The sequence below is a fragment of the Sulfitobacter noctilucae genome, assembly GCF_000622365.1.
GTDB classification, from domain to species: Bacteria; Pseudomonadota; Alphaproteobacteria; order Rhodobacterales; family Rhodobacteraceae; genus Sulfitobacter; species Sulfitobacter noctilucae.
The window spans coordinates 365,850-388,321 of record NZ_JASC01000013.1 but is presented as its reverse complement, the minus strand read 5'-3'; the positions used below and the strand labels follow the sequence as shown (position 1 = coordinate 388,321).

At 56.6% G+C, this 22,472-nt stretch carries 19 protein-coding genes and 1 tRNA gene; 12 read left to right on the top strand and 8 right to left on the bottom strand.

Going from position 1 to position 22,472, the window contains the following annotated elements:
- Window positions 1-53 precede the first annotated feature (53 nt).
- Both Z945_RS0108630 and Z945_RS0108625 read right to left on the bottom strand, forming a co-directional pair.
- Window positions 54-1,001, bottom strand: coding sequence for a LysR substrate-binding domain-containing protein (locus Z945_RS0108630; protein ID WP_241434492.1), 948 nt, complete (start codon window positions 999-1,001; stop codon window positions 54-56).
- Between the two features lie 131 nt (window positions 1,002-1,132).
- On the bottom strand, window positions 1,133-2,065 hold the full coding sequence (locus Z945_RS0108625) for a LysR family transcriptional regulator (protein ID WP_025051703.1): 933 nt from the start codon (window positions 2,063-2,065) through the stop codon (window positions 1,133-1,135).
- A 96-nt stretch (window positions 2,066-2,161) separates the two neighbouring features.
- On the opposite strand from Z945_RS0108625, the gene Z945_RS0108620 reads away from it, so the two are divergent.
- The gene (locus Z945_RS0108620) at window positions 2,162-2,803 is read left to right on the top strand and encodes a DsbA family protein (protein WP_025051702.1); all 642 of its coding nucleotides are present in this window, start codon (window positions 2,162-2,164) and stop codon (window positions 2,801-2,803) included.
- A 26-nt stretch (window positions 2,804-2,829) separates the two neighbouring features.
- Window positions 2,830-3,723, top strand: coding sequence for an MBL fold metallo-hydrolase (locus tag Z945_RS0108615; protein ID WP_025051701.1), 894 nt, complete (start codon window positions 2,830-2,832; stop codon window positions 3,721-3,723).
- Window positions 3,724-4,704: 981 nt separating this feature from the next.
- Here Z945_RS0108615 and Z945_RS0108605 read toward each other — a convergent pair.
- From Z945_RS0108605 to Z945_RS0108585, 4 genes are all read right to left on the bottom strand, one after another.
- On the bottom strand, window positions 4,705-5,739 hold the full coding sequence (locus tag Z945_RS0108605) for an AAA family ATPase (RefSeq protein WP_025051699.1): 1,035 nt from the start codon (window positions 5,737-5,739) through the stop codon (window positions 4,705-4,707).
- A gap of 185 nt (window positions 5,740-5,924) precedes the next feature.
- The gene (locus Z945_RS0108600; RefSeq protein ID WP_152541093.1) at window positions 5,925-6,479 is read right to left on the bottom strand and encodes a site-specific integrase; all 555 of its coding nucleotides are present in this window, start codon (window positions 6,477-6,479) and stop codon (window positions 5,925-5,927) included.
- 365 nt (window positions 6,480-6,844) lie between these two features.
- A complete protein-coding gene (locus Z945_RS0108590; protein ID WP_152541092.1) occupies window positions 6,845-7,285 on the bottom strand; it encodes a DUF6538 domain-containing protein in 441 nt (146 codons plus the stop codon).
- Window positions 7,286-7,368: 83 nt separating this feature from the next.
- Window positions 7,369-7,454: transfer RNA gene (locus tag Z945_RS0108585), tRNA-Leu, on the bottom strand.
- A gap of 171 nt (window positions 7,455-7,625) precedes the next feature.
- On the opposite strand from Z945_RS0108585, the gene Z945_RS0108580 reads away from it, so the two are divergent.
- The 10 genes from Z945_RS0108580 to Z945_RS0108535 all read left to right on the top strand — a co-directional run bounded on the left by Z945_RS0108580 (window position 7,626) and on the right by Z945_RS0108535 (window position 21,382).
- Window positions 7,626-8,612: a complex I NDUFA9 subunit family protein gene (locus tag Z945_RS0108580; RefSeq protein WP_025051695.1), complete on the top strand. Its 987-nt coding sequence runs from the start codon at window positions 7,626-7,628 to the stop codon at window positions 8,610-8,612.
- Window positions 8,612-9,418, top strand: a complete 807-nt coding sequence (locus Z945_RS0108575; protein WP_025051694.1) for an undecaprenyl-diphosphate phosphatase — start codon at window positions 8,612-8,614, stop codon at window positions 9,416-9,418. The genes Z945_RS0108580 and Z945_RS0108575 overlap by 1 nt, the downstream gene beginning before the upstream one ends.
- A 155-nt stretch (window positions 9,419-9,573) precedes the next feature.
- The gene (locus Z945_RS0108570; RefSeq protein ID WP_025051693.1) at window positions 9,574-11,007 is read left to right on the top strand and encodes an NAD(P)-dependent oxidoreductase; all 1,434 of its coding nucleotides are present in this window, start codon (window positions 9,574-9,576) and stop codon (window positions 11,005-11,007) included.
- Window positions 11,008-11,099: 92 nt separating this feature from the next.
- Window positions 11,100-11,543, top strand: coding sequence for a GFA family protein (locus tag Z945_RS0108565; RefSeq protein WP_037970811.1), 444 nt, complete (start codon window positions 11,100-11,102; stop codon window positions 11,541-11,543).
- Complete coding sequence (gltB, locus tag Z945_RS0108560) at window positions 11,540-16,072, top strand: glutamate synthase large subunit (protein WP_025051691.1); 4,533 nt, start codon at window positions 11,540-11,542, stop codon at window positions 16,070-16,072. Before Z945_RS0108565 ends, gltB begins: the two co-directional genes overlap by 4 nt.
- A gap of 88 nt (window positions 16,073-16,160) precedes the next feature.
- Complete coding sequence (locus tag Z945_RS0108555) at window positions 16,161-16,763, top strand: SGNH/GDSL hydrolase family protein (protein WP_241434484.1); 603 nt, start codon at window positions 16,161-16,163, stop codon at window positions 16,761-16,763.
- 16 nt (window positions 16,764-16,779) lie between these two features.
- Window positions 16,780-17,499, top strand: a complete 720-nt coding sequence (gene mtgA / locus Z945_RS0108550; RefSeq protein WP_025051689.1) for a monofunctional biosynthetic peptidoglycan transglycosylase — start codon at window positions 16,780-16,782, stop codon at window positions 17,497-17,499.
- A 56-nt stretch (window positions 17,500-17,555) separates the two neighbouring features.
- Window positions 17,556-18,221 carry an FtsZ-binding protein FzlA gene (gene fzlA, locus Z945_RS0108545; RefSeq protein ID WP_025051688.1) on the top strand — a complete coding sequence of 222 codons (666 nt, stop codon included), beginning with the start codon at window positions 17,556-17,558 and terminating at the stop codon, window positions 18,219-18,221.
- 63 nt (window positions 18,222-18,284) lie between these two features.
- Entirely contained in the window at window positions 18,285-19,313 is a 1,029-nt protein-coding gene (gene queG, locus Z945_RS0108540) for a tRNA epoxyqueuosine(34) reductase QueG (protein ID WP_025051687.1), read from the top strand.
- A gap of 65 nt (window positions 19,314-19,378) precedes the next feature.
- Window positions 19,379-21,382, top strand: a complete 2,004-nt coding sequence (locus tag Z945_RS0108535; protein ID WP_025051686.1) for a hydantoinase/oxoprolinase N-terminal domain-containing protein — start codon at window positions 19,379-19,381, stop codon at window positions 21,380-21,382.
- A gap of 54 nt (window positions 21,383-21,436) precedes the next feature.
- Here the strand turns inward: Z945_RS0108535 and msrA are convergent, their stop codons facing one another.
- Window positions 21,437-21,952 carry a peptide-methionine (S)-S-oxide reductase MsrA gene (gene msrA / locus Z945_RS0108530; protein ID WP_025051685.1) on the bottom strand — a complete coding sequence of 172 codons (516 nt, stop codon included), beginning with the start codon at window positions 21,950-21,952 and terminating at the stop codon, window positions 21,437-21,439.
- A complete protein-coding gene (gene msrB, locus Z945_RS0108525) occupies window positions 21,949-22,398 on the bottom strand; it encodes a peptide-methionine (R)-S-oxide reductase MsrB (RefSeq protein ID WP_025051684.1) in 450 nt (149 codons plus the stop codon). The genes msrA and msrB overlap by 4 nt, the downstream gene beginning before the upstream one ends.
- Window positions 22,399-22,472: the final 74 nt, after the last annotated feature.

Sequence of the window (22,472 nt, the reverse complement as noted above, 5' to 3'; positions counted from 1 at the left end):
GTTATGATAATATGGTGCTCGCTGCGATAATAATGAAAAACCGACCCGCAACCTTAACCAAAAGGAATGGTTTTGAAGTCCCCAGTTGTTTTCTGCAAGCACTTAAGAAAAAAGCCTAATGCGTGATTGCTCTCGACCTGATCGCTTCGCCAGAAGCATCGGACCTCGGACAGAAATCCGCGCGTGTCCAGTGGAATTGTAACAATGTCTCCACGTGCCGCATGGGACTGTGCAAGACGTTGCGGCATCAGCCCCAGAGCCGGAATCGCTTCTAACATTGCCAGATTCAGCATCATAGAAAGTGAGGCTATTGTGTTCGCAGGTGGGGCCAATCCGTTTTCTGCAAAGAGTGCATCAACCGCTCTTCGGGCAACCGAATTTGCCTGCGGCATAACCCAAGGAAAATCGACAACGTCGCTCCACTCGATATCAGGCTGCCCTGCCAGCGGGTGATTGCGGCCTGCAATGACAACAATCGGTTCCGCAAAAAGATTGAGTTGGTCAATGCCAGACAATTCCCGAGGCTGCCAGATCCTTGCGATCAGCAAATCCAATGCGCCACCTTGTAACTCTGGCAGAAGTTCTACGAAATGCCCCTCTTTGACCGAAATGTTTGCCTGAGGCGTACTGCTTTTGAAAAGAGCAATCGTGCCGGGCAAAAGGGTCGGCGCAACCGAACTGACGACACCAACAGTAACGGCACCCGAAATCCCGCTCGCCATAGCCTCGATATCAAAAGCCGCCCGATCAAGCTGATTAAGAGCTTGCTTGGCATGATCAACCAGACGCCGCCCTATTGCCGTCAAGAATAGACGGTTCCGATCACGGGTCACGATCGGCACGCCGACAATTTTTTCCAGCTCTGCAATCTGCTTGGAGACTGCAGGTTGAGTCACATTGAGCTCCTCCGACACCCGCGCCACCAGCTTAAGGTCGGACAAGGCGGCGATTACGCGCAAGTGGCGAAGCGTTATAGCCTTCTGGAATTCATTATTGGAGATAGTCGTTGCTCGCTGCGATGGGTGATTGGATGAGACACTATTAACATAGAAAGATCGTACAGATAGACATCGGTTCAAGCGTTCACTGCGGCCGAGGAAAGTAGTTCCGCGACAATTCAGGATGAGTCAGGTCATTCGGTCGCCGATTGGCCGCTCACCCCCCAGAGCCGTCTCTTTTCTGCTTGCCGAAGCATTTCCGTAAATACCGACACCTTCGCGGCGCGGAACTTCGACGCAGGAAGAACCACGAAGATGCCCCCTTCGGGCAGATGCCAACCGGGCAGTACATGGGTCAGTGCACCTGAGGCCAGATGATCGCGTACCAGATAGTCCGGCAGAATCGCCAAACCTGCTCCCTCCTTGACAGCTGCCATGATCGCGGGCGCACTGTCGATGGAAAGGTCGCTTTGCAATTTGACGGTAACCGTTTCGTCGGCAGCGTTTTTGAACAGCCATTGTAGCGGGGCAGATAGCGCCCTATTTGCAACGAAGGGTTCATTGGCCAGATCGTTGGGATGTCGGATGTGTTCGAAACGATCGGGGCTGTCGCCCGTGCCGACAAGAAGCTGCTTGAAACCGCCCAACTTGCGGGCCAACAGGGTTGAGTCGCGAAGCCACCCGACCCGTATGGCCAGATCAAGATCACCCGCCATGAGATCGCTGTGTTCATCCCCCAGGTAGAGCTCCACCTGACAATCCGGGTGTTTGCGTCGGAACGCCGCGACCAGGGGTGCCACAATCGCAGTGCCGTAATCATTCGGGGCAGTCATACGCAATGTGCCTACCGGCTGCTCCGAGAGTTGTGACAGCTCGCTGAAGGCCTCTTCGGCCTCGTTCAGTATCGACGCGCAGCGTGTATAGAACAGCTTGCCCGCCTCGGTGGCGCTGACCTTGCGCGTGTTGCGCACCAATAGCGTCGCCTTGAGCTCTTGCTCCAACTGAGTCACCTGGCTGCTGACCACGGCCTTGGTCACGCCGAGGCGGTCTGCGGCGCTGGTGAAGGACCCGGTTTCGACCACCGCCGCGAAATAGGCCAGCCGATTAAGATTGTGTGATTTGGCCATGATTTCACTGTTAGCTTTTCGCATACGCTATGTCAGAATCGTTTGCCTTATCAAGGGAAATGGATGCGCCTATATCCGTCCCCAAGGAGACAGACCATGACACAGACAGCGACACTGCATTACCTTTTCGATCCGCTTTGCGGCTGGTGCTACGGCGCTTCGGCGATCATCGGCACGCTTGCGAAGCACCCCGCCGTCGACCTACGGCCACATGCCACTGGGCTGTTCGCCGGCAGCGGAGCGCGGCCGATGAAAAGCTTCGCGACGCAGGCATGGGCGAATGACCAGCGTATTGCCGCGTTGACTGGTCGCCGATTCTCCAAAGCGTACCGCCGCGACGTTCTGGGGGCCGACGATGCCTCTTTGGACTCCACGGTGGCGACGTTCGCCGTCACGGCTGTGGCGGACACCGCCCCCGATCGGGTGATTGAGGCGCTCTCTGCCATTCAGACGGCGCGCTATGTCGACGGCAAGGATGTGACATCCGCTGCTGTGGTCGCAAGCTTGCTTGAAGACCTCGGTCTTGTGGACGCTTCTGCGCGGATTCTGAGCCCGGACGCCGCCCTTGCAGACCAGCTGCGCGATCGCACCAAAAAGGCTCGCAACCTTATGGAGACCTACAACATGCAGGGCGTTCCCTCCCTGATTGCCGAGGTTGATGGCACCAGCCGTGGGCTGGATGCCAGCACGCTTTATTCCGGACCCGATACGGTCATCGCCGCCCTCGGGCTGGCTTGATCCCACTTTAACGAAAGGACACGACAATGAACCGCAGAAACATGCTGAAACTCACCACCGCAGCCGGGGCCGCAGCCCTGATTGCACCCACCATTTCATTCGCAGACGCAAAGGGCCTAACCTGGACCCATTACCCCGCCGGCGAGAACGGCTTCTTCCGCGCGCCGGTCTTGGTGCATGGCGAGACCGAGGCCGTGCTGATCGACGGCGGATTTACCCTTCCGGACGGTCGCGCGCTGGCCAAGGAAATCAAAGCAACGGGTAAGACCCTGACCACGATATACATCAGCCAGAGCGACCCCGACTTCTATTTCAGCCTGCGTCCAATCACCGAAGCCTTCCCCGAGGCCCGCGTTATTGCAGCCAGCGAAACCGTTGCTGCCGTCAATGCCAATGTGGCGAAAAAGGTCGAAACCTGGGGCCCGCAATTGGGCGAAAACGGTCCGGCATCGGTTGATGACGTCATCATTCCGGTCGCCAACGACAGCGCGACCCTGACGGTGGATGGCCATCAGATCGAGATCGTGCCTGCCGAAGGTTTGGCCAACCGCCGATACCTCTGGGTCGAGGATCTGCAAGCCGTGCTCGGTGGCGTGATGGTCTTTTCCGGCACCCATGTCTGGACTGCAGACACACCGACCAAGGAACAGCGCGCCGCATGGATCGCCAATCTGGACGCCATCATCGCCCGCAACCCGCAGGTCGTTGTTCCGGGTCACATGACGCTGGACGCACCGATGGGCCTTGAAGCCGTCGAGTTCACAAAGGGCTATCTTTTGGCTCTTGAAAATGAACTTGAAAAAGCAAACGGGTCCGAAGACCTGATTGCCGCGATGACCGCGCGCTATCCTGATCTTGGAATGGATGTTGCACTGAACGTCGGTGCCAAGGTTTTGACTGGTGAGATGAGTTGGGGATAACCCGCGCATGATTTCGCTCGCAACGTGAGCCACTTGTGCATTTATGAGAAAAGAGAGCGCCCGTCATTTCAGGGCGCTCACCCTTCGTTTTGAATCAACGCTCATGGCAAATATTCTAAAAATGCAAAGCGATAGCGCCATCGCCAGCGCTACGGTATTCGACATGCCGGACTGTATTGCTCGCCATCTCAAACACCGCCTCGCGGAAGTCGCAGCGACATCGGTCGTGTTTCCAAGAATTCAGTAACGCCGACCACGCTCTGACACTGGGGGCTTTGCAAAGGTCGATATCTACACGTCGTGTCGATCGCCCAACCACAGTCTGGAGAAACGGCTGAAGGTCTGCTTCGGAGAAGTTGCGTCGCAGCATTGATCAGATCGACCAACGGCAGCTTTGGGCCGGAAGCGAACGTCTCATCTTAGCGGCTCGATTGTTACCGCTAAAACCATATACGCGTCTTAACGATGGCTGCTCTGCCGTTCATCAATCTGTCTTGCTTACATTCGTCAGCAGCGTTTCTGCTCGATACACAGCCCATCTTGCCTTACCTCGCTGCCCATATGAACGGCAGTGAAAACGATCTCCTACGATGTTGAGGTGCGTAGATGGTCTGAACTTTAGTAGCAGCTGGTAAGGGGCGATTAGATATCGCTTGCTGCAACCGGCACAAATGAACTCAACCACATCCGCAGCTACTAAGGCTTCGATCCTGACGTCGAAGCGAAAACCATAGGTGACTGGGTGGAGAGGCATGTGGGAACAGATAGCGAACAAATGTGGCCAGACGCAATAGCCTTGGTTCTCGGCATAAAGTCGGATTGGGATACGCCGTGTTAGAGGTTTGTTCTGAGCATCACAGTGACAAAGCTGACATCCGTATCCGTCCCGATTTCCCGTCCCAGTTAGATATAGGGACAAGAGACACGGATATATCTCCTATGAAGGAGGACTGACGTCCCCCTCCTGAATCCCTTCTTGCCTCAATACTCTTCTTCGATGAATTCATCGAATGGCGTATGACCGTCAGGATACTTCAAATCCTTGGCTTTGCCGAAACACTCGTTCCGTTCTCTCCGTGACAATGTGCCCATGGCTTCAAGCCGCTGAACCCTCCGGTGGACGGCACTTTTGCTCATCTTAAGCGCATCAGCGATAGCTTGTAGACTGGTATAGTTTAGGCTCTTAAGCGCCAGATACACCCGATCTTCTTTCGGATCGTCCATCACATCGTCAGTGACGTCCCAACCGTCTTTTGTAAGCGTCCAAGTTCTTGATGTCTGACTTTCGTCGCCCTTGCTGCGGAACTTAGTGAATTCAGCACGAAATCTTGCTTCCCCTGCAGCTGATACCTTTGGCCGTTTCAGCGCCAAAATGATCTCGAATGTGGCTTCAAGTGCAGTTGATCCCCTCATGTTGCCGCCAGTTTTGTTAGAGTGGTGAACAAGGATCGCAGATATCTTCGCTTTTTTCAGCTTCATGAACAACTCCTGCACCTGCTTGAATGCAGTGGCGTCGTTTTCGTCAGCCAAGCCCGTCGAAAGGGTGGTGAAGTTATCCAAGATCAATAAATCGCAATTGCCTTTTATCGATTTCACCAACTTTTGTTGATGTTCAGGGTTCGTGATGTCTAGGAACTCTGATGCTTCCAACTGGTCCTGTCGGGCTATGATGGTCATGTTTTGCCTTGCCAGTTCGACCTGTGCCTTCCCGCTAAGCAAATCCATTTCGTTAACCATCTGACTAAGTCGTTCTTGAAGATCACGGACGTTCATCTCGCCATCAATGTAAGTGACTTTTCTTGCTTCTGGAGCATCCCAGTCACCCAACTTGCCACCGCCCGCAACAGCGACGGCGATGCTAAGGCTAAACATGGTTTTACCAACGCCTGTCGCAGCCCAGACGACGCAGGTTTCCTCATCCCGAAGCCACGGGTCGAGGATAACAGTCCGGGGTTCAAATTGCCGGTCCAATAGACCGCCTACTGTCTCTGATTTCAGTCCAAGTAATTTATGCACTTATCCATCCTTTTTTAGATGGGGACCAAGTAGGCTAAAAATGACTTGGAAGTGCAGCAGATATGTTCCGGCACTTATCGTCTAGAATCAACTGATTGACTGGGTGAGGCGTTTTGCCGCACCTCTGTTGAACAGGACTTTTCCCATCGCATCAGCATTTCGGGGGATACTTCATCAGCTGCGAACTAGGAGTTCTGACCGAAATCAATCCGGTTCATTGCCTCCAACATGGCTTCAAGGCTGACACCTGACCCATAGCTGGCTTCCGAACCCTTTCCTAAACCGTGCCCTAAGATGCTGAGTTCAACTCTGTGACCAGCATTCACCTTGATCAGAGAATCTTTCATGTTGTGACGCAAGCTGTAAACGGCATGTTTTTTGTCTGTGGTGAACTTACGCAGGCGCTTGCGCATCACTTGACTAAAGTTGTCGTGTTTGGCCGTATCGGCGTACTTGGGGAATAGATCTTGATCGTTTGTGTAAGTTGAAGCCAAGCGCTGGGCTACTTCCAACGCTCTGCCAACCAGTGGGACTTTACGCCGTCTTGACGCGGTTTTCAGCGTTCGCAAACCATCAGGAGTAAATTCACCGTGGGGTATAGTGTTGTCAAGGAACAGGTTTTTTCGTTTCAAGCCGAGGATTTCTGCGTTCTGCGCACCTGTGTGGTGCATTAGTGTCCAGATGTCGCCAAGAGTCTGTTGCCCTTCAAGCTCCTTGTACATCGCTTCAATGACGCTCATTGGCAAAGGGTGTCGATCATCAATGGCGGCGTTGTCTCTTTTGGGATAGTCAAGCTTAGCGAAAGGGTTTGACAGGCCGAGATCGTGTTCCCTGTCTGCAAAGGAGAAGACGGACTTAGCATCGGTGATATTTCGCTTGGTCGATGAGACTGACAAGGTTTAAAGGTAATGATCACGCAACTTTCTGGCATGTATTCGCTTGACGTTTTTCAAAGGTACGTCAACCTTGGTAATTGACAGTAGCGCCTTTTCGCTCCGAGCGAACCGCTCTAGTTGCTTCTTTCGTTTGTGAGGGTCAGCTATCTTCTTTTCGGCCAGATAGAATGCGTATGCACCCTTGATGGTCATCGTGGCCTTAACAGCGTCTAAGCCTCCATACAAAGCATCCACCACGGCCTTGTCAGCAACAGGGAGCCAGCCAGGATCGGTATAACCCGTTTCCTCATCGTAGGGTACTTACTCAAAATGCGTTCGGCTTCCTCTTGTCGCCCAAAGCGTTCGCTTTCGTCATAACCCGAAGAGTATGGGTCTGCATCCTTTTCAAGCAAGTATGCTTCAATATCAGATTTGATCTGATGGGTGTCTCGGCTATTTAAGTCCCGTCTAGCCATAGCGAGAGCGCCTTCAACCTGCTTGTGATAAGCAGGGTATCTCCGCATCGCCTCTTCTTCGGTTGTACCAAGTTTCTTGGCGAACTCAGCCTTACCTAGAACAGGCTTCAAATTATCTGGCACACGGCGTCGGTACTTATAAACGCCCCTAGCTTTGTCGAGTTTGAGATATCGTATCATCAGTGCATTGGTCATGCGATTGTGGACCCAAATGTGGACCCCAAGACAACAACCACCCTATATTATCCAAGTATTACAAAGGCTTATATGGGATAAAGTGGTGCCCAGGAGAGGACTCGAACCTCCACACCGTTGCCAGTACTAGCACCTGAAGCTAGCGCGTCTACCATTCCGCCACCTGGGCAGGTCACGTGAAGCGGTGATCTAAGGGGGAGTGACCATGCTGTCAATTGCTATCTGACGCAAAACTGAACTTCGCGGGGATGTTGATGGCATATGATCCAATTGCAGCTTGTTCGAGACAAGCCAGACGGGTAGATGACAAGGTGAAAATGCGCATGCAGGAGAGGTTTTGATGGCCAAGCTGGTAACAATCTACGGTGGGTCCGGGTTTGTGGGCCGCTATATCGCTCAGCGGATGGCGAAGGCGGGCTGGCGGGTGCGGGTGGCCGTGCGCAATCCGAATGAAGCGTTGTTCGTCAAGCCATATGGTGTTGTCGGGCAGGTCGAGCCGATCTTGTGCAATATCCGCGATGATGCGTCTGTTCAGGCTGCGCTGATGGGTGCGGATGCGGTTGTGAACTGCGTTGGCCTCTTGGTGGAAAGCGGCAAGAATAAATTTGATGCGGTGCAGGCCGAAGGTCCGGCGCGAATCGCGCGACTGGCAGCCGAGAACGGTGTTACGCGGATGGTACAGATCTCGGCCATCGGTGCGGACATGGAAGCGGCCAGCGACTATGCTTCCAGCAAGGCCGAGGGCGAGGCAGGCGTGCTCAAGCATATGCCGGATGCAGTGATCCTGCGGCCTTCGATCGTGTTCGGACCCGAAGATGATTTTTTCAACCGCTTTGCAGGCATGACGCGGGTCAGCCCGATGTTGCCGGTTGTTGGTGGCGACACGATGTTCCAGCCTGTGTATGTCGACGATGTTGCGCAAGCGGCAGCGATGGCGGTGATGGGGCAGGCTCCCGCTGGGATCTACGAACTCGGTGGTCCCGAAGTGGACAGTTTCCGTGGGTTGATGCAGCGCATGCTCAAGGTCATCCACCGCAGACGCCTGATCGTGAATATGCCGGTCTGGATCGCGCGGATCATGGCGTTCGGGTTCGATATGCTGCAGGCCATCACCTTTGGCGTGTTCAGCAACGGTGTTCTGACCCGTGATCAGGTCAAAAACCTGACTCAGGACAATGTGGTCGCGGACGGTATGAAGGGTTTTGCCGATCTGGGGATCAAACCCGTCGCAATGGGATCGGTCCTGCCGGATTACTTGTGGCGGTTCCGCCCTTCGGGCCAGTATGATGCGATCAAGGAATCGGCGCAGAACCTGCGCAACGGCTGATGGACGAGTCTACATCGCTGGTTGCAGCATTTCTTGGACTGCTGGAAGGGCTGACAGAATTCATTCCGGTATCCTCGACGGGTCACCTTTTGTTGGCCGGGCATTTTCTGGGGTTCCAAAGTGCGGGGCGCACCTTTGAGGTTGTGATCCAGCTCGGAGCAGTGCTGGCCATTCTGACGATATATGCCGGGCGCTTGTGGGCGGTGTTTTCTGCCGCATCTCACGACCCGCAGGCGCGGCGGTTCATCTGGTCTGTTCTTATCGCTTTTGTGCCTGCCGTGGTGATCGGCGTATTGGCGCATGGCTTTATCAAAACGGTGCTGTTTGAAACGCCGATGCTGATTGCCGTTATGTTGATCGTCGGCGGCGTGATCCTGTTGCTGGTAGAGCGGGTTGCGCCGGAGCCGCGGCACGAGGACGCCATGCAATTTCCGCTGTCGATGGCGTTGAAGATCGGGTTCATTCAATGTCTCGCCATGATACCAGGCACGTCCCGTTCGGGTTCGACCATTGCGGGGGCGCTGATGCTGGGGGCAAGCAAGCGCGCCGCTGCGGAATTCTCGTTCTTTCTATCAATGCCAACGATGGCTGGGGCCTTTGCCTATGATCTGTACAAGAACCGTGACTTACTGGACGCGACGGCGCTGAATGAGATTGCGATCGGCTTTGTCATGGCCTTCATTTCGGCGGTTTTTGTGGTGAAGTGGTTGTTGGACTACGTAAGCAAGCATGGCTACGCGCTGTTTGGCTGGTGGCGAATCATAGTGGGAGCGGCTGCTGTGGCGGGTCTGTGGGCCGGCTATTAGGAATTGGGTCCGTTTCGGACTTAGTTTTGCGGTGTTTGCCCAAAGTATTTTAGTTCTCTTGCCGTCTATCGTGAATATAGGTCAGCATTGCTGTCTTTTATCTGGATACCACTTCGGATAGGGGTTGGGTCTGGCAGTTTACGAAGGATGGTACGATGGCAGAGCAGCCGATGCTGAAATTCACCAAGATTGAACGGGATATGCCGGAAAAGCGGCCACCGGACCTGCGTCGCACCGACTTCAAAGAGATCTATGCGGAATATGCCACTGCAAAGGCGGCGGAGCAATCGAGCCGTTGTAGCCAATGCGGCGTGCCCTATTGCCAAAGCCATTGCCCGCTGCATAACAATATTCCCGACTGGCTGCGTCTGACCGCCGAAGGGCGGTTGCAGGAAGCCTATGAGGTCAGCCAGATGACCAACACCTTCCCCGAGATCTGCGGACGTATCTGCCCACAGGACCGTCTGTGCGAAGGCAACTGCGTGATCGAGCAATCTGGTCACGGCACCGTTACCATTGGGTCCGTCGAAAAATACATTACCGATACCGCATGGGAAGAAGGCTGGGTTCAGCCGATCAAGCCACAGGTGGAACGGACCGAAAGCGTGGGTATCATCGGTGCCGGCCCCGGTGGTCTGGCGGCGGCTGATGTGTTGCGCCGTCAAGGCGTGCAGGTCACGATCTATGATCGTTATGACCGCGCAGGAGGTTTGCTGACCTACGGTATTCCCGGTTTCAAACTGGAAAAAGACGTCGTCATGCGCCGTAACGATCAGTTGCAAGAGGGTGGTGTAACCTTTGAGCTGAATTGCGATGTGGGCACCGACATCAGCTTTGCTGACATCCGCGCGAAGCATGATGCGGTGATCATCGCCACGGGCGTTTACAAAACACGAGACCTACAGGCCCCCGGTGTTGGCGGTCTCGGCGTAGAGCGGGCAATTGATTTCCTGACGATCAGCAACCGCAAAAGCTTTGGCGATGCGGTCGAAGAATTCGAGAGCGGGCGCTTTAATGCAAAGGGCAAGCGGGTCGTGGTGATCGGCGGTGGCGATACTGCGATGGATTGCGTACGCACGTCGATCCGGCAGGGTGCGGAAAGCGTCAAGTGCCTTTATCGTCGTGACCGCGCCAACATGCCGGGCAGCCAGCGCGAGGTGGCAAATGCCGAAGAAGAGGGCGTGCAGTTCGAATGGCTGACAGCGCCCAAGGGTTTTGTCGGCGATCCGGTGACGGGTGTCATGGTGCAAAAGATGCGCCTTGGCGCGCCCGATGCGACCGGGCGGCAAGCTCCGGAGGTGATCGAGGGCGCAGATTACGTCGAAGATGCTGATCTGGTGATTATGGCGCTCGGGTTCGAGCCCGAAGATCTGCCCACGCTGTGGGGGGAGCCCGATTTGCCGGTCACACGCTGGGGCACGGTAAAGACCGAGTATGTGACCGGTGCCACGGCGGTCGAGGGTGTCTATGCGGTTGGCGATATTGTGCGCGGTGCATCGTTGGTCGTTTGGGCGATCAAGGACGGACGCGATTGTGCGCAGGCGATCCTTGAGAAATTCGACAGCAACGCGATGATGGCGGCGGAATAAACAGGGTCATGGCACGGCATTCGGCACTGGGGCTGAACGTATCTGTTTTAGCCCGTGGCCGGTGTCGGATGGTATTTGAAAAAGGGTGAAGCATGGGCGATGCGCCAAACCTGAACCAGATCGAAGGTTGCTGCCTGTGCGGGGCAATCACGGTGCGCGGTACGATGGCGCGGCCGATGGTTCGGGCGTGTCATTGCGATATGTGTCGCAAGCACACCAGTTCGATGTTCATGTCTATTGGACTCGACACGGACAGCATTGAGGTGGCGGGGGATGTTCAAACCTACGCCTCATCAGATTGGGCAGAGCGTGGATTTTGCGGCTCCTGCGGATCGACCATCTTTTACCGCACGCTACATGATGGGGCACGCAACCTGTCGGCGGGGTTGTTCGATAACGCAGGCGGTGCCCCATTGGAATTGGAATACTTCGCGGACCGCTGTCCGCAAGGCTATCATCTGGCCGGAGACCACCGGAAGATGACGACACAAGAGACAATCGCGCTGTTTGCGCCCAGTGAAGGAGAAACCCGATGACCAAGTATGATGACGCATGGGTCGCACGTGAAGAAGCAAAGCGGGCGATGATGGCCGAGACGGGTTTGTATTCTCCCGAAGAGGAACATTCGTCTTGCGGTGTGGGTCTGGTCGTCAACATTGACGGATCGCGCAGCCGGTCTGTTGTGGAAAACGGGATCAAGGCGCTCAAGGCGATCTGGCATCGCGGTGCTGTCGATGCCGATGGCAAGACCGGCGATGGCGCGGGCATCCATGTTCAAATACCGGTGCCGTTCTTTTATGATCAAGTGCGCCGCACCGGTCACAAGCCCCGCGAGAACGAGCTGATTGCCGTGGGTCAGGTGTTTCTGCCCCGGACCAATTTTGCCGCGCAGGAAACCTGCCGGACCATCGTGGAAACCGAAGTTCTGCGCATGGGGTATTACATCTATGGCTGGCGTCATGTGCCGGTGGATATTTCCTGTCTGGGCGAGAAGGCCAACGCAACACGGCCCGAGATCGAGCAGATCCTGATTTCAAATTCCAAGGGTGTGGGTGAGGAGACTTTCGAGCGTGAACTCTATGTGATCCGCCGCCGGATCGAGAAGGCCGCGATTGCCGCTCAGGTACCCCAAATGTACATCGCGTCAATGTCCTGCCGTAGCATCATCTACAAAGGGATGATGTTGGCCGAACAGGTGGCGGAGTTCTATCCCGACCTTTTGGACGAACGTTTCGAGAGTGCCTTTGCGATCTATCACCAGCGCTATTCCACCAACACTTTCCCGCAGTGGTGGCTGGCGCAGCCGTTCCGCATGTTGGCGCACAACGGCGAGATCAACACGCTGAAGGGCAACCTTAACTGGATGAAGAGCCACGAGATCCGCATGGCCTCAGGTGAATTTGGTGAGATGGCTGATGATATCAAGCCGATTGTGCCCGCAGGGTCGTCCGACTCCGCCGCGCTGGATTCGGTGTTTGAGGTCTTGGTTCGCGCTGGGCGTTCGGCGCCAATGGCCAAAACGATGCTGGTACCGGAGTCGTGGTCCAAGCAGACCGTTGAACTGCCAAAGGCCTGGCAGGATATGTATTCCTATTGCAACTCTGTGATGGAGCCTTGGGATGGTCCTGCTGCGCTGGCGATGACCGACGGGCGCTGGGTCTGCGCCGGACTGGACCGCAGCGGTCTGCGGCCCATGCGTTTTGTCGTAACGGCGGGCGGTATGCTTATCGCCGGGTCCGAGGCGGGCATGGTGCCACTCGATGAAGCGGATGTTGTGCAGAAAGGCGCGCTTGGTCCCGGTCAGATGATCGCGGTGGATATGAAGAAGGGCAAGCTCTTCACCGATACCAAGATCAAGAACAAGCTGTCTGCTGCTTTGCCCTTTGGCGACTGGGTCGACAAGATTGTCGAGCTTGATACGCCTTTGGCGGAGGTGACCGAGACCCCTGTCTTTACCGGAACCGAGTTGCGTCGCCGTCAGGTCGCCGCGGGCTATTCCATCGAAGATCTTGAGCAGATTTTGGCCCCGATGGCCGAGGACGCCAAGGAAACGCTGGCCTCTATGGGCGATGATACGCCCTCGGCTGTGCTGTCCAAACAGTACCGTCCACTAAGCCATTATTTCCGGCAGAATTTTTCTCAGGTGACAAACCCGCCAATCGACTCCCTGCGCGAATTCCGTGTGATGAGCCTCAAGACACGGTTCGGGAACCTCAAGAACGTGCTGGACGAAGACAGCTCGCAGACCGAAATCCTGGTGCTGGACAGCCCCTTTGTCGGCAATGCCCAGTTCGAGGCGCTCTTTGAGCACTTTAACGCACAGATGGTCACCATCGACTGTACCTTCCCCGCTGGTGAAGGAACGTTGAACGAGGGTTTGCAGCGTATCCGCGCAGAGGCAGAGGATGCCGTACGTTCGGGTGCAGGGCATATCATCCTGACCGATCATCTGAGTGATGCGGACAATGTGGCGATGCCGATGATCCTCGCGACTTCGGCAGTGCACAGCCATTTGACGCGCAAAGGGCTGCGGACGTTTACCTCGCTGAACGTGCGGTCGGCTGAATGTGTCGATCCGCATTATTTTGCTGTGCTGATCGGTTGTGGTGCGACCGTGGTCAACGCCTACCTCGCCGAGGATTCGCTGAATGACCGGATCGAACGCGGTCTCTTGGATCAGACCCTAACCGGGGCCATCCAGCGTTACCGCGAGGCGATTGATCAGGGTCTGCTCAAGATCATGGCCAAGATGGGGATTTCCGTTGTGTCGTCCTATCGCGGTGGTCTGAACTTTGAGGCTGTGGGCCTGTCGCGCGCCATGTGTGCCGAATATTTCCCCGGCATGACCAGCCGGATTTCCGGCATCGGTGTCACCGGTATTCAGCGCAAGGCCGAAGAGGTCCATGCGAAGGGCTGGCAGGGCGACGGCGTGGTGCTGCCAATCGGCGGTTTCTACAAATCCCGCACCAGCGGCGAGACGCACGCTTGGGAAGCCTCGTCGATGCACTTGCTGCAAATGGCCTGCAACAGAGCCTCTTACCAGATGTGGCAGCAGTATTCGAAGAAGATGCAAAGCAACCCACCAATCCATCTGCGTGACCTGCTGGACATCAAACCTTTGGGCGATGCCATCGGGCTGGAAGAGGTCGAAAGCATCACCTCGATCCGCAAGCGGTTTGTGACGCCGGGCATGTCGCTGGGGGCACTTAGCCCCGAGGCGCACAAGACGCTGAACGTGGCGATGAACCGGATCGGAGCGAAGTCTGACAGTGGTGAAGGCGGCGAAGACCCAGCGCATTTTGTGCCGGAGCCGAACGGAGACAATCCGAGCGCGAAGATCAAGCAGGTCGCCTCGGGTCGCTTCGGTGTGACCGCCGAATATCTGAACCAATGCGAAGAGCTTGAGATCAAGGTCGCACAGGGCGCCAAGCCCGGTGAGGGTGGGCAGTTGCCGGGGATGAAGGTCACCGACCTGATCGCGCGGTTGCGCCATTCGACCAAGGGTGTGACGCTGATTTCACCGCCGCCGCACCACGACATCTATTCGATCGAGGATCTGGCGCAGCTGATCTACGACCTCAAGCAGATCAATCCGCGCTGTAAGGTGACAGTCAAGCTGGTTGCGTCCTCGGGCGTTGGCACGATTGCGGCGGGTGTGGCCAAGGCCAAGGCGGATGTGATCCTGATTTCCGGGCACAACGGCGGCACGGGTGCCAGCCCTGCGACCAGCATCAAATACGCGGGTCTGCCGTGGGAGATGGGCCTGACCGAGGCGCATCAGGTGTTGAGCATGAACAATCTGCGGGACCGTGTGACGCTGCGCACCGACGGTGGGCTGCGCACAGGGCGTGATATCGTGATGGCGGCGATGCTGGGAGCCGAGGAATACGGTATTGGTACTGCGGCACTGATCGCGATGGGCTGTATTATGGTGCGTCAGTGCCAGAGCAACACCTGCCCTGTCGGGGTCTGTACCCAAGACGAAGCCCTGCGCGACAAGTTCACCGGTAGTGCGGATAAGGTTGTGAACCTTATCACCTTCTATGCCACCGAAGTACGCGAGATCCTCGCCAGCATCGGTGCGCGGTCGCTGGACGATGTCATTGGCCGTGCTGACTTGCTGACGCAAGTCTCTCGCGGGTCCGCGCATCTGGATGATCTGGACTTGAACCCGCTGCTCGTCACTGTCGATGGGGCGCATGACAACGTCTATGACCGCGACAAGCCGCGCAACGCAGTGCTTGATACATTGGATGCACAAATCGTGCGCGATGCGGCGCGGTTCCTTGAGGATGGCGAAAAGATGCAGCTGTCTTATGCGGTTCAGAACACACACCGCACGGTTGGCACACGGCTGTCGAGCCATATCGTCAAGAAGTTCGGGATGCGCAACAATTTGCAACCGGATCACCTGACGGTCAAGCTGACCGGGTCTGCCGGACAGTCGCTTGGTGCCTTTGCGGCACCGGGGCTCAAGCTGGAAGTGGCGGGTGATGCCAATGACTATGTTGGTAAGGGCCTTTCGGGCGGCACAATTGTTGTGCGCCCCACCATGTCGAGCAGTATCGTTGCGGCGGACAACACCATCATCGGCAACACCGTCCTTTATGGGGCAACCGATGGATATCTGTTCGCAGCAGGCCGCGCTGGTGAACGCTTTGCCGTGCGCAACTCCGGTGCCAAAGTGGTGATCGAAGGCTGCGGCAGCAACGGGTGTGAGTATATGACCGGCGGTGTTGCAGTCATCCTTGGTTCAATCGGAGCGAATTTTGGCGCCGGGATGACAGGTGGGATGGCCTACCTCTATGACCCGGATGGCAAGGCACCTCCGTTGATGAACCACGAAACACTGGTGACCTGCCCTGTTGCGGTGGACCATTGGATGTCACAACTTAAGGCGTTGCTGGAACGGCATCTGGATGAAACGAACAGCCGCAAGGCTGCGGATATCCTACAGCATTGGGACAGCGAAAAGCACAATTTCCTGCAGGTTTGCCCGAAGGAAATGCTGATCCATCTGCCTGCTCCGCTTAGCGTGGAAGAATCCGCGGTGCCAGCCGAATAGGATGCGGATCTTTGCGATCATAGGGTGCCTGCTTGCGTTTCTTGCGGGATGCGCTGGGCAGGCACCCAAAGAACGCGGGGATATCCTTGTGCTTGGCGATTCAATCATGGCGTGGAACGGCTCGAATGCCATTCCTGATGTCATTGAACGAACCTTGAACCGCCAAGTCATCAGCCGTGCCGTTTCAGGTGCACAGTTTGACAATGCCTCGCGTCTGGCTGGCGCTGTCGGCTTTGACATACAGCGGCAATATCCAGGCGGCAGCTGGAACTGGATTGTGCTGGATGGCGGGGCCAATGATCTGGGTTTTGGTGATTGTGGCTGTGGAAACTGCACAGCGGCGGTTGACCGTTTGATCGCCGCCGATGCAGCCAGCGGTCTAATCCCCTCCTTTATCACGCGTATGCGTGCTGAAAGCGGGGCACAAGTGATCTGGATGGGGTATTACGCGGGCAACGGCAAGGGGTCGTTCAAAGGGTGCCGGGACGATCTGGTGCGGATGGAAGCGCGGATCGCACGGTTTGCAGCGGCGACGCCGGGTGTCCAATTTATTGATTCCGAAGATGTGATTGATCCAGCTGATCCCACGGTGTTTGCCTCGGACAACACGCACCCTTCAGTCAAAGGATCGGCCCTGATCGGGACATATCTGGCACAGGCGATTGCCAAGCGTTCACAAAGCGCCGACTGACCCCTATAGCTGGGGTATGGCCAAACCCGCGAAATCCGTGAAAAAGAAAACGAAACCGAAACTGCGGATCGACCAGCGGATTCGTCGTTTCTTTTTGCGAGTGATTTCTGTGGTTTTTCTGGTGGCTGTGCTTCTGGTCGCCCTGGGGGCTGTGATCAACCCGCCGACAAACGCCTATATGTTTTCAGAAGGTCGCAGGCTGGGAGGGGTCGAACATGAATGGGTCGCGCTTGACAGGATCGCCCCTGTGATGGCGCGGTCTGCCGTTGCGGCGGAAGACGCGAATTTCTGTGAACACTGGGGATTTGATATGGCTGCGATCAAACTGGCCATCGCCGAAGGGTCCTCACGCGGGGCGTCGACGATCAGTCAGCAAACGGTCAAGAATGTCTACCTTTGGCACGGCCGGCTTTGGGTGCGCAAGGCGGCTGAGGCGATGATGACGCCCTTGGTCGAAGCGGTGTGGACCAAGCGGCGGATCATCGAGGTTTATCTCAATATCGCTGAATTCGATGCTGGTGTTTTTGGTGTCGAGGCAGCGGCGCAACACTACTTTGGCGTTTCTGCCGCCGATCTGTCCGCAACACAGGCGGCCCGGCTCGCGGCGGTCCTGCCTTCTCCCAAAAAGCGATCTGCCTCTAGGCCCAGTAATTTCGTACACTCCAGAGCTCGGCAGATCCGTGACGGAGCGGCGACCATTCGCGCGGACGGGCGGGCGGCCTGTTTCGAGAGTTGAACTGGACCCTGTAAGCAGGCATTGAGTATTTATCACAATTTGCATGAGTATCCCCAATGGCGCGCCTGTTTCATGTCCCTCTCTCTCCGTTCTGCCGCAAGGTTCGCCTGAGCCTCGCTGAGAAGAAGATCGAGGTTGAGCTGGTTGAGGAACGCTATTGGGAGCAAGACCCCGATTTCATGCGGCGCAATCCGGCCGGGAAAGTGCCCGTGCTGAGATTGGACGGCATTATGATGTCCGAAAGCGCCGCCATCTGCGAATATATCGAAGAAACCCGGCCCGAGCCTTCGTTGCTGCCTTCCGATTCGACAAAAAAGCTCGAAGTGCGGCGGTTGGTCAGTTGGTTTGATGACAAGTTCCACAGCGAAGTAACGTCAAAATTGCTGTACGAGCGGGTCAATAAGAAGGTGATGAAAGAAGGCTATCCCGACAGCAAGAACGTCAAAGCCGGGGCCAAGGCAATCAAGTATCATCTGGATTACATGCACTGGCTGCTGGACCACCGACGCTGGCTGGCGGGCGATCATATGACGCTGGCGGATTTCGCCGCGGCGGCGCATTTGTCGTCGCTGGATTATATCTCTGATGTGGATTGGAACCGCTCGGAGATTGTCAAAGACTGGTATGCAAAGATCAAATCGCGCCCTGCCTTTCGGGCTTTGCTGGCCGATCAGGTGCCCGGATTTCCGCCGCCCAAGCACTACAATGATCTGGATTTCTAGGCGCTTCATTGCTGGCCCCTGCTGCGGTCGAGGGTGCGGACGGTATATAAGGCCAAACAGAGAATGGATCTGAAAGAACGCCTTGTCGCGCAGGCTTTGACCGAAGGGTTCGTTGCCTGCCGGGTGTGCCGCCCTGAAGCGGTACCGGAGGTGCCTGAACGATTGGCCGGGTTTGTCGAGGCGGGCTATCACGGCCAGATGAACTGGATGACCGAGCGGATGGCCTGGCGCGGCAATCCGGCGGCCCTTTGGCCCGAAGCGCGGTCTGTGATCATGCTGGCCGAAAGCTATGCGCCTAAATCTGATCCCTTGGCCGTGTTGGAAAGCCCCGAGAAAGCGGCGGTTTCCGTTTATGCGCAGGGGCGGGATTACCACGATATAGTCAAGAAACGGCTGAAGCGTCTGGCACGTTGGCTGGTTGCGCAGGAGCCCTGCGAAGTGAAGGTGTTTGTGGATACCGCACCCGTTCCTGAAAAGGCGTTGGCGCAGGCTGCGGGGCTGGGATGGCAGGGCAAACATACCAATGTGTTGAGCCGGGACTGGGGCAATTGGGCCTTCTTAGGGTCTGTTTTTACCACGCTGGAGTTAGAACCCGACACGCCGGAGGTTGATCACTGCGGGTCTTGCACCGCCTGTCAGGACATCTGCCCGACAGATGCGTTTCCGGTCCCTTACCAACTGGATGCGCGGCGCTGTATTTCCTATCTGACGATTGAACATAAGGGGCCGGTGGACATCGATCTGCGGGCCAGAATGGGCAACAGGATCTATGGCTGTGATGATTGTCTGGCGATCTGTCCCTGGAACAAGTTTGCCGTCGCGGCGAGCGATATGCGGTATCATGGTACCGCGATCGACGCGCCGAATTTGGCGGACCTGGCGCTTTTGGACGATGCGGGGTTCCGTGCGCGGTTCTCCGGTTCACCCATCAAGCGTATCGGGCGCGACCGGTTTGTGCGCAATGTGCTGTATGCGATTGGAAACTCCGGTCTGCCTGCATTATGCCACGTGGCTCAGGGTCTCACGGACGATGCAGATGCCACAGTTGCCGATGCGGCCCGTTGGGCGGTGACACAACTCTCTGCGCACTGACGCTAAGGGGCTGGACGGTCGCGCTGTTCTGCTTACACAGTCATTAAGCAGAAAGAGGGGACGTCATGCCTTTGCTCTTGGGTGTTGATACCGGTGGCACATACACGGACGCAGTCTTGTTGCGCGATGAAGAAGCGGTGATCGCATCTGCCAAATCATTGACCACCCGGCACAATTTGGCCATCGGGGTCGGTGCGGCGGTTTCTGCTGTTTTGGAACAGGCTGCAGTTGCGCCAGAGGAGATCGTGCTGGCGTCGCTGTCGACAACGCTTGCGACCAACGCTTTGGTCGAAGGTCAGGGCGGGCGGGTCGCGTTGATCTACATCGGGTTCAGGGAAAAGGATATTGCCGCACAGGGTTTGGCGGAGGCGCTGCGCGGGGATCCCTATCTGCTGTTGGAGGGTGGCCACAACCACGCCGGAGGCGAGGCGAAAGCACTGGATGAACAGAGTCTAATTCGATTTTTAGAGACATATAAGGATGATGTGAGCGGCTTTGCAGTCGCCAGCCAGTTCGCCACGCGCAACCCTGCACATGAGCTTCGCGTGGCGGCTTCGGTCAAAGAGATTACAGGGCGGCCGGTATCGGCGTCACATCAGCTGTCGGCCAAATTGAACGGGCCAAAACGCGCGATGACTGCGGTGTTGAACGCGCGGCTGATCGGGATGATCGACCGGCTGATTAGCCAGACCGAGGATAAGCTAATCGCGCTGGGCATCACGGCCCCTTTGATGGTGGTGCGTGGCGATGGTGCCCTGATCTCCAGCGCGCAGGCCCGCGAACGCCCGATTGAAACGATATTGAGCGGGCCAGCAGCATCCATTGTAGGGGCGCGATGGTTGACCGGGGCCGATCTCGCGTTGGTCAGCGATATTGGCGGGACCACAACGGATGTCGCTTTGCTACGGGATGGACGGCCGATGATTGATCCTGCGGGTGCACGTGTTGGGCCGTTCCGCACCATGGTCGAAGCTGTCGCAATGCGGACCACCGGTTTGGGCGGCGACAGTGAAGTTCATTTCACCGCGGAAGGTTTGCAAGGGGGGGTCACACTCGGGCCGAAGCGGTTGCTGCCGATATCCTTGGTCGCCATTGAGGCACCGGAGGTCGTGCATTCCGCACTAGATGCACAGTTGCGTGCTGTGACGCCTGGTGAGCATGATGGTCGCTTTGTGCGAGCTGTGCAGGGGACGAGCCGCGAGGGCCTTGGACCGCGAGAGGCCGAGCTTTTGGCGCGGATCGGGGACAGGGTGCATCCTTTGGGCGACATCCTGCGGGCGCGGATTGAACACAGCGCTTTGAACCGGTTGGTTGAGCGCGGTCTGGTGCAGGTCGCCGGTGTCACGCCATCGGATGCCAGCCACGCCCTCGGCCGCGTGAAAGACTGGGATGCGTATGCTGCACGCAAAGCGTTGCAATTGTTCGGGCGGCGCAGGACCGGAGCGGGAAATCTACTGTCGAACACCGCCGAAGACGTGGCACAGACGATTGTCAACCGGCTGACGCAGCAGACTGCTTTGGCCTTGTTAGAGACTGCTTTTGCCGAAGAAGCACAGCCTTTTGACGCGCCACCAGAAGCTTTGGCGCGGCATGTGCTGATGCAACGCGGAATGGCGGGGCATCGCGGATTTGTCAAGCTAGAGACCGGACTGAGCGTGTCGGTTGTGGGGCTTGGTGCCTCGGCGGCGGCCTATTACCCTGCCGTTGGCGATCTGCTCGGGTGCGAGATGATCGTGCCGGAATACGCGGGTGTCGCCAATGCCATCGGGGCTGTGGTGGGCAAAGTCACCATGCGTCGAAGCGGTACGGTAACTTCGCCAAGTGAAGGCAAGTTTCGAGTGCATTTGCAGGACGGTCCGCAAGATTTTGCAGATCAGGAAGCCGCATTGACTTTTTTAGAGACTGTTTTGAAAGATGAAGCGATGGCACAGGCAAGGTTAGCAGGGGCCGAGGATCTCACGCTGAATGTAAAACGTGACCTGCGTACTGCTGGTGTAGAAGCGCGTGAAGTCTTTATCGAAGCGGAGGTTACGGTCGAAGTATCGGGGCGACCAAAGGTTGCTCATTGATGACCAAGACAGGTTCGTTTGACGGGCCACCCTAAATTTGAGTGGCCCGAAAGCTCATTCCGCCGCGGCGCGTTTGGGCAAGACCCAGTCAGCACGGGGGAAGTGACAGGTATAGCCGTTCGGAATGCGCTCAAGGTAATCCTGATGCTCTGGCTCTGCTTCCCAGAAATCGCCGACAGGCTCGACTTCAGTGACGACTTTGCCAGGCCAGATGCCTGACGCTTCGACATCGGCGATGGTATCAAGCGCCACGGCTTTTTGGTCTTCGTTCACGTAATAGATGGCGGAACGATAGCTCATGCCGCGGTCATTGCCTTGGCGGTTCAGCGTTGTGGGGTCATGGATCTGAAAGAAGAACTCAAGCTGTTCGCGAAAGGACGTGACGCTTGGGTCAAAGATCACTTCGATGGCTTCCGCATGCGTGCCATGGTTGCGGTAGGTCGCGTTTGGCACGTCGCCGCCACTGTATCCCACGCGGGTCGAGATGACACCGGGGCGTTTGCGGATCAAATCCTGCATTCCCCAGAAACATCCCCCTGCGAGTACTGCGCGTTCTGTTGTGTCGCTCATGCTGCGTCCTCCACCTGGTTCAGATATTCGCCATAACCTTCGCCTTCCATATCATCGCGGTGGATGAAGCGGAGCGAGGCCGAGTTGATGCAATAGCGCAGGCCGCCACGATCCTGCGGGCCGTCTGGAAAGACATGGCCAAGATGGCTGTCGCCATGCTTGCTGCGTACTTCGGTGCGGACCATGCCCAAGGTGCGGTCCTCAATGTCCACCACATAGGCGGGTTCAATCGGTTTCGTAAAGCTGGGCCAGCCACAGCCGCTTTCGTATTTGTCCGCAGAGGCAAAGAGCGGCTCTCCCGATACGATATCGACATAGATGCCGGGTTCTTTGTTGTTCAGCAGTTTGCCGGTGCCGGGGCGCTCCGTGCCGCTTTCCTGGGTGACGTAGAATTCTTCGGGTGACAGGCTGTCCACCACTTCGGCGCGTTTTTCGTACTTTGACATTGTGTCCTCCTTGGCGCTTTGGGTTGCCTTATTAAATGGGGTGCTATCTTGGAAATTAAAGGACAATCGCATAG

Coding starts and splice junctions, on each gene's coding strand:
- Z945_RS0108590 (WP_152541092.1), bottom strand. CDS start 7,285: ATGACCAATGCACTGATGATACGATATCTCAAACTCGACAAAGCTAGG.
- Z945_RS0108620 (WP_025051702.1), top strand. CDS start 2,162: ATGACACAGACAGCGACACTGCATTACCTTTTCGATCCGCTTTGCGGC.
- Z945_RS0108565 (WP_037970811.1), top strand. CDS start 11,100: ATGGGCGATGCGCCAAACCTGAACCAGATCGAAGGTTGCTGCCTGTGC.
- Z945_RS0108600 (WP_152541093.1), bottom strand. CDS start 6,479: ATGAGCGTCATTGAAGCGATGTACAAGGAGCTTGAAGGGCAACAGACT.
- msrA (WP_025051685.1), bottom strand. CDS start 21,952: ATGAGCGACACAACAGAACGCGCAGTACTCGCAGGGGGATGTTTCTGG.
- Z945_RS0108570 (WP_025051693.1), top strand. CDS start 9,574: ATGGCAGAGCAGCCGATGCTGAAATTCACCAAGATTGAACGGGATATG.
- Z945_RS0108580 (WP_025051695.1), top strand. CDS start 7,626: ATGGCCAAGCTGGTAACAATCTACGGTGGGTCCGGGTTTGTGGGCCGC.
- Z945_RS0108615 (WP_025051701.1), top strand. CDS start 2,830: ATGAACCGCAGAAACATGCTGAAACTCACCACCGCAGCCGGGGCCGCA.
- Z945_RS0108575 (WP_025051694.1), top strand. CDS start 8,612: ATGGACGAGTCTACATCGCTGGTTGCAGCATTTCTTGGACTGCTGGAA.
- msrB (WP_025051684.1), bottom strand. CDS start 22,398: ATGTCAAAGTACGAAAAACGCGCCGAAGTGGTGGACAGCCTGTCACCC.
- Z945_RS0108625 (WP_025051703.1), bottom strand. CDS start 2,065: ATGGCCAAATCACACAATCTTAATCGGCTGGCCTATTTCGCGGCGGTG.
- Z945_RS0108535 (WP_025051686.1), top strand. CDS start 19,379: ATGCCTTTGCTCTTGGGTGTTGATACCGGTGGCACATACACGGACGCA.
- queG (WP_025051687.1), top strand. CDS start 18,285: ATGGATCTGAAAGAACGCCTTGTCGCGCAGGCTTTGACCGAAGGGTTC.
- mtgA (WP_025051689.1), top strand. CDS start 16,780: ATGGCCAAACCCGCGAAATCCGTGAAAAAGAAAACGAAACCGAAACTG.
- gltB (WP_025051691.1), top strand. CDS start 11,540: ATGACCAAGTATGATGACGCATGGGTCGCACGTGAAGAAGCAAAGCGG.
- fzlA (WP_025051688.1), top strand. CDS start 17,556: ATGGCGCGCCTGTTTCATGTCCCTCTCTCTCCGTTCTGCCGCAAGGTT.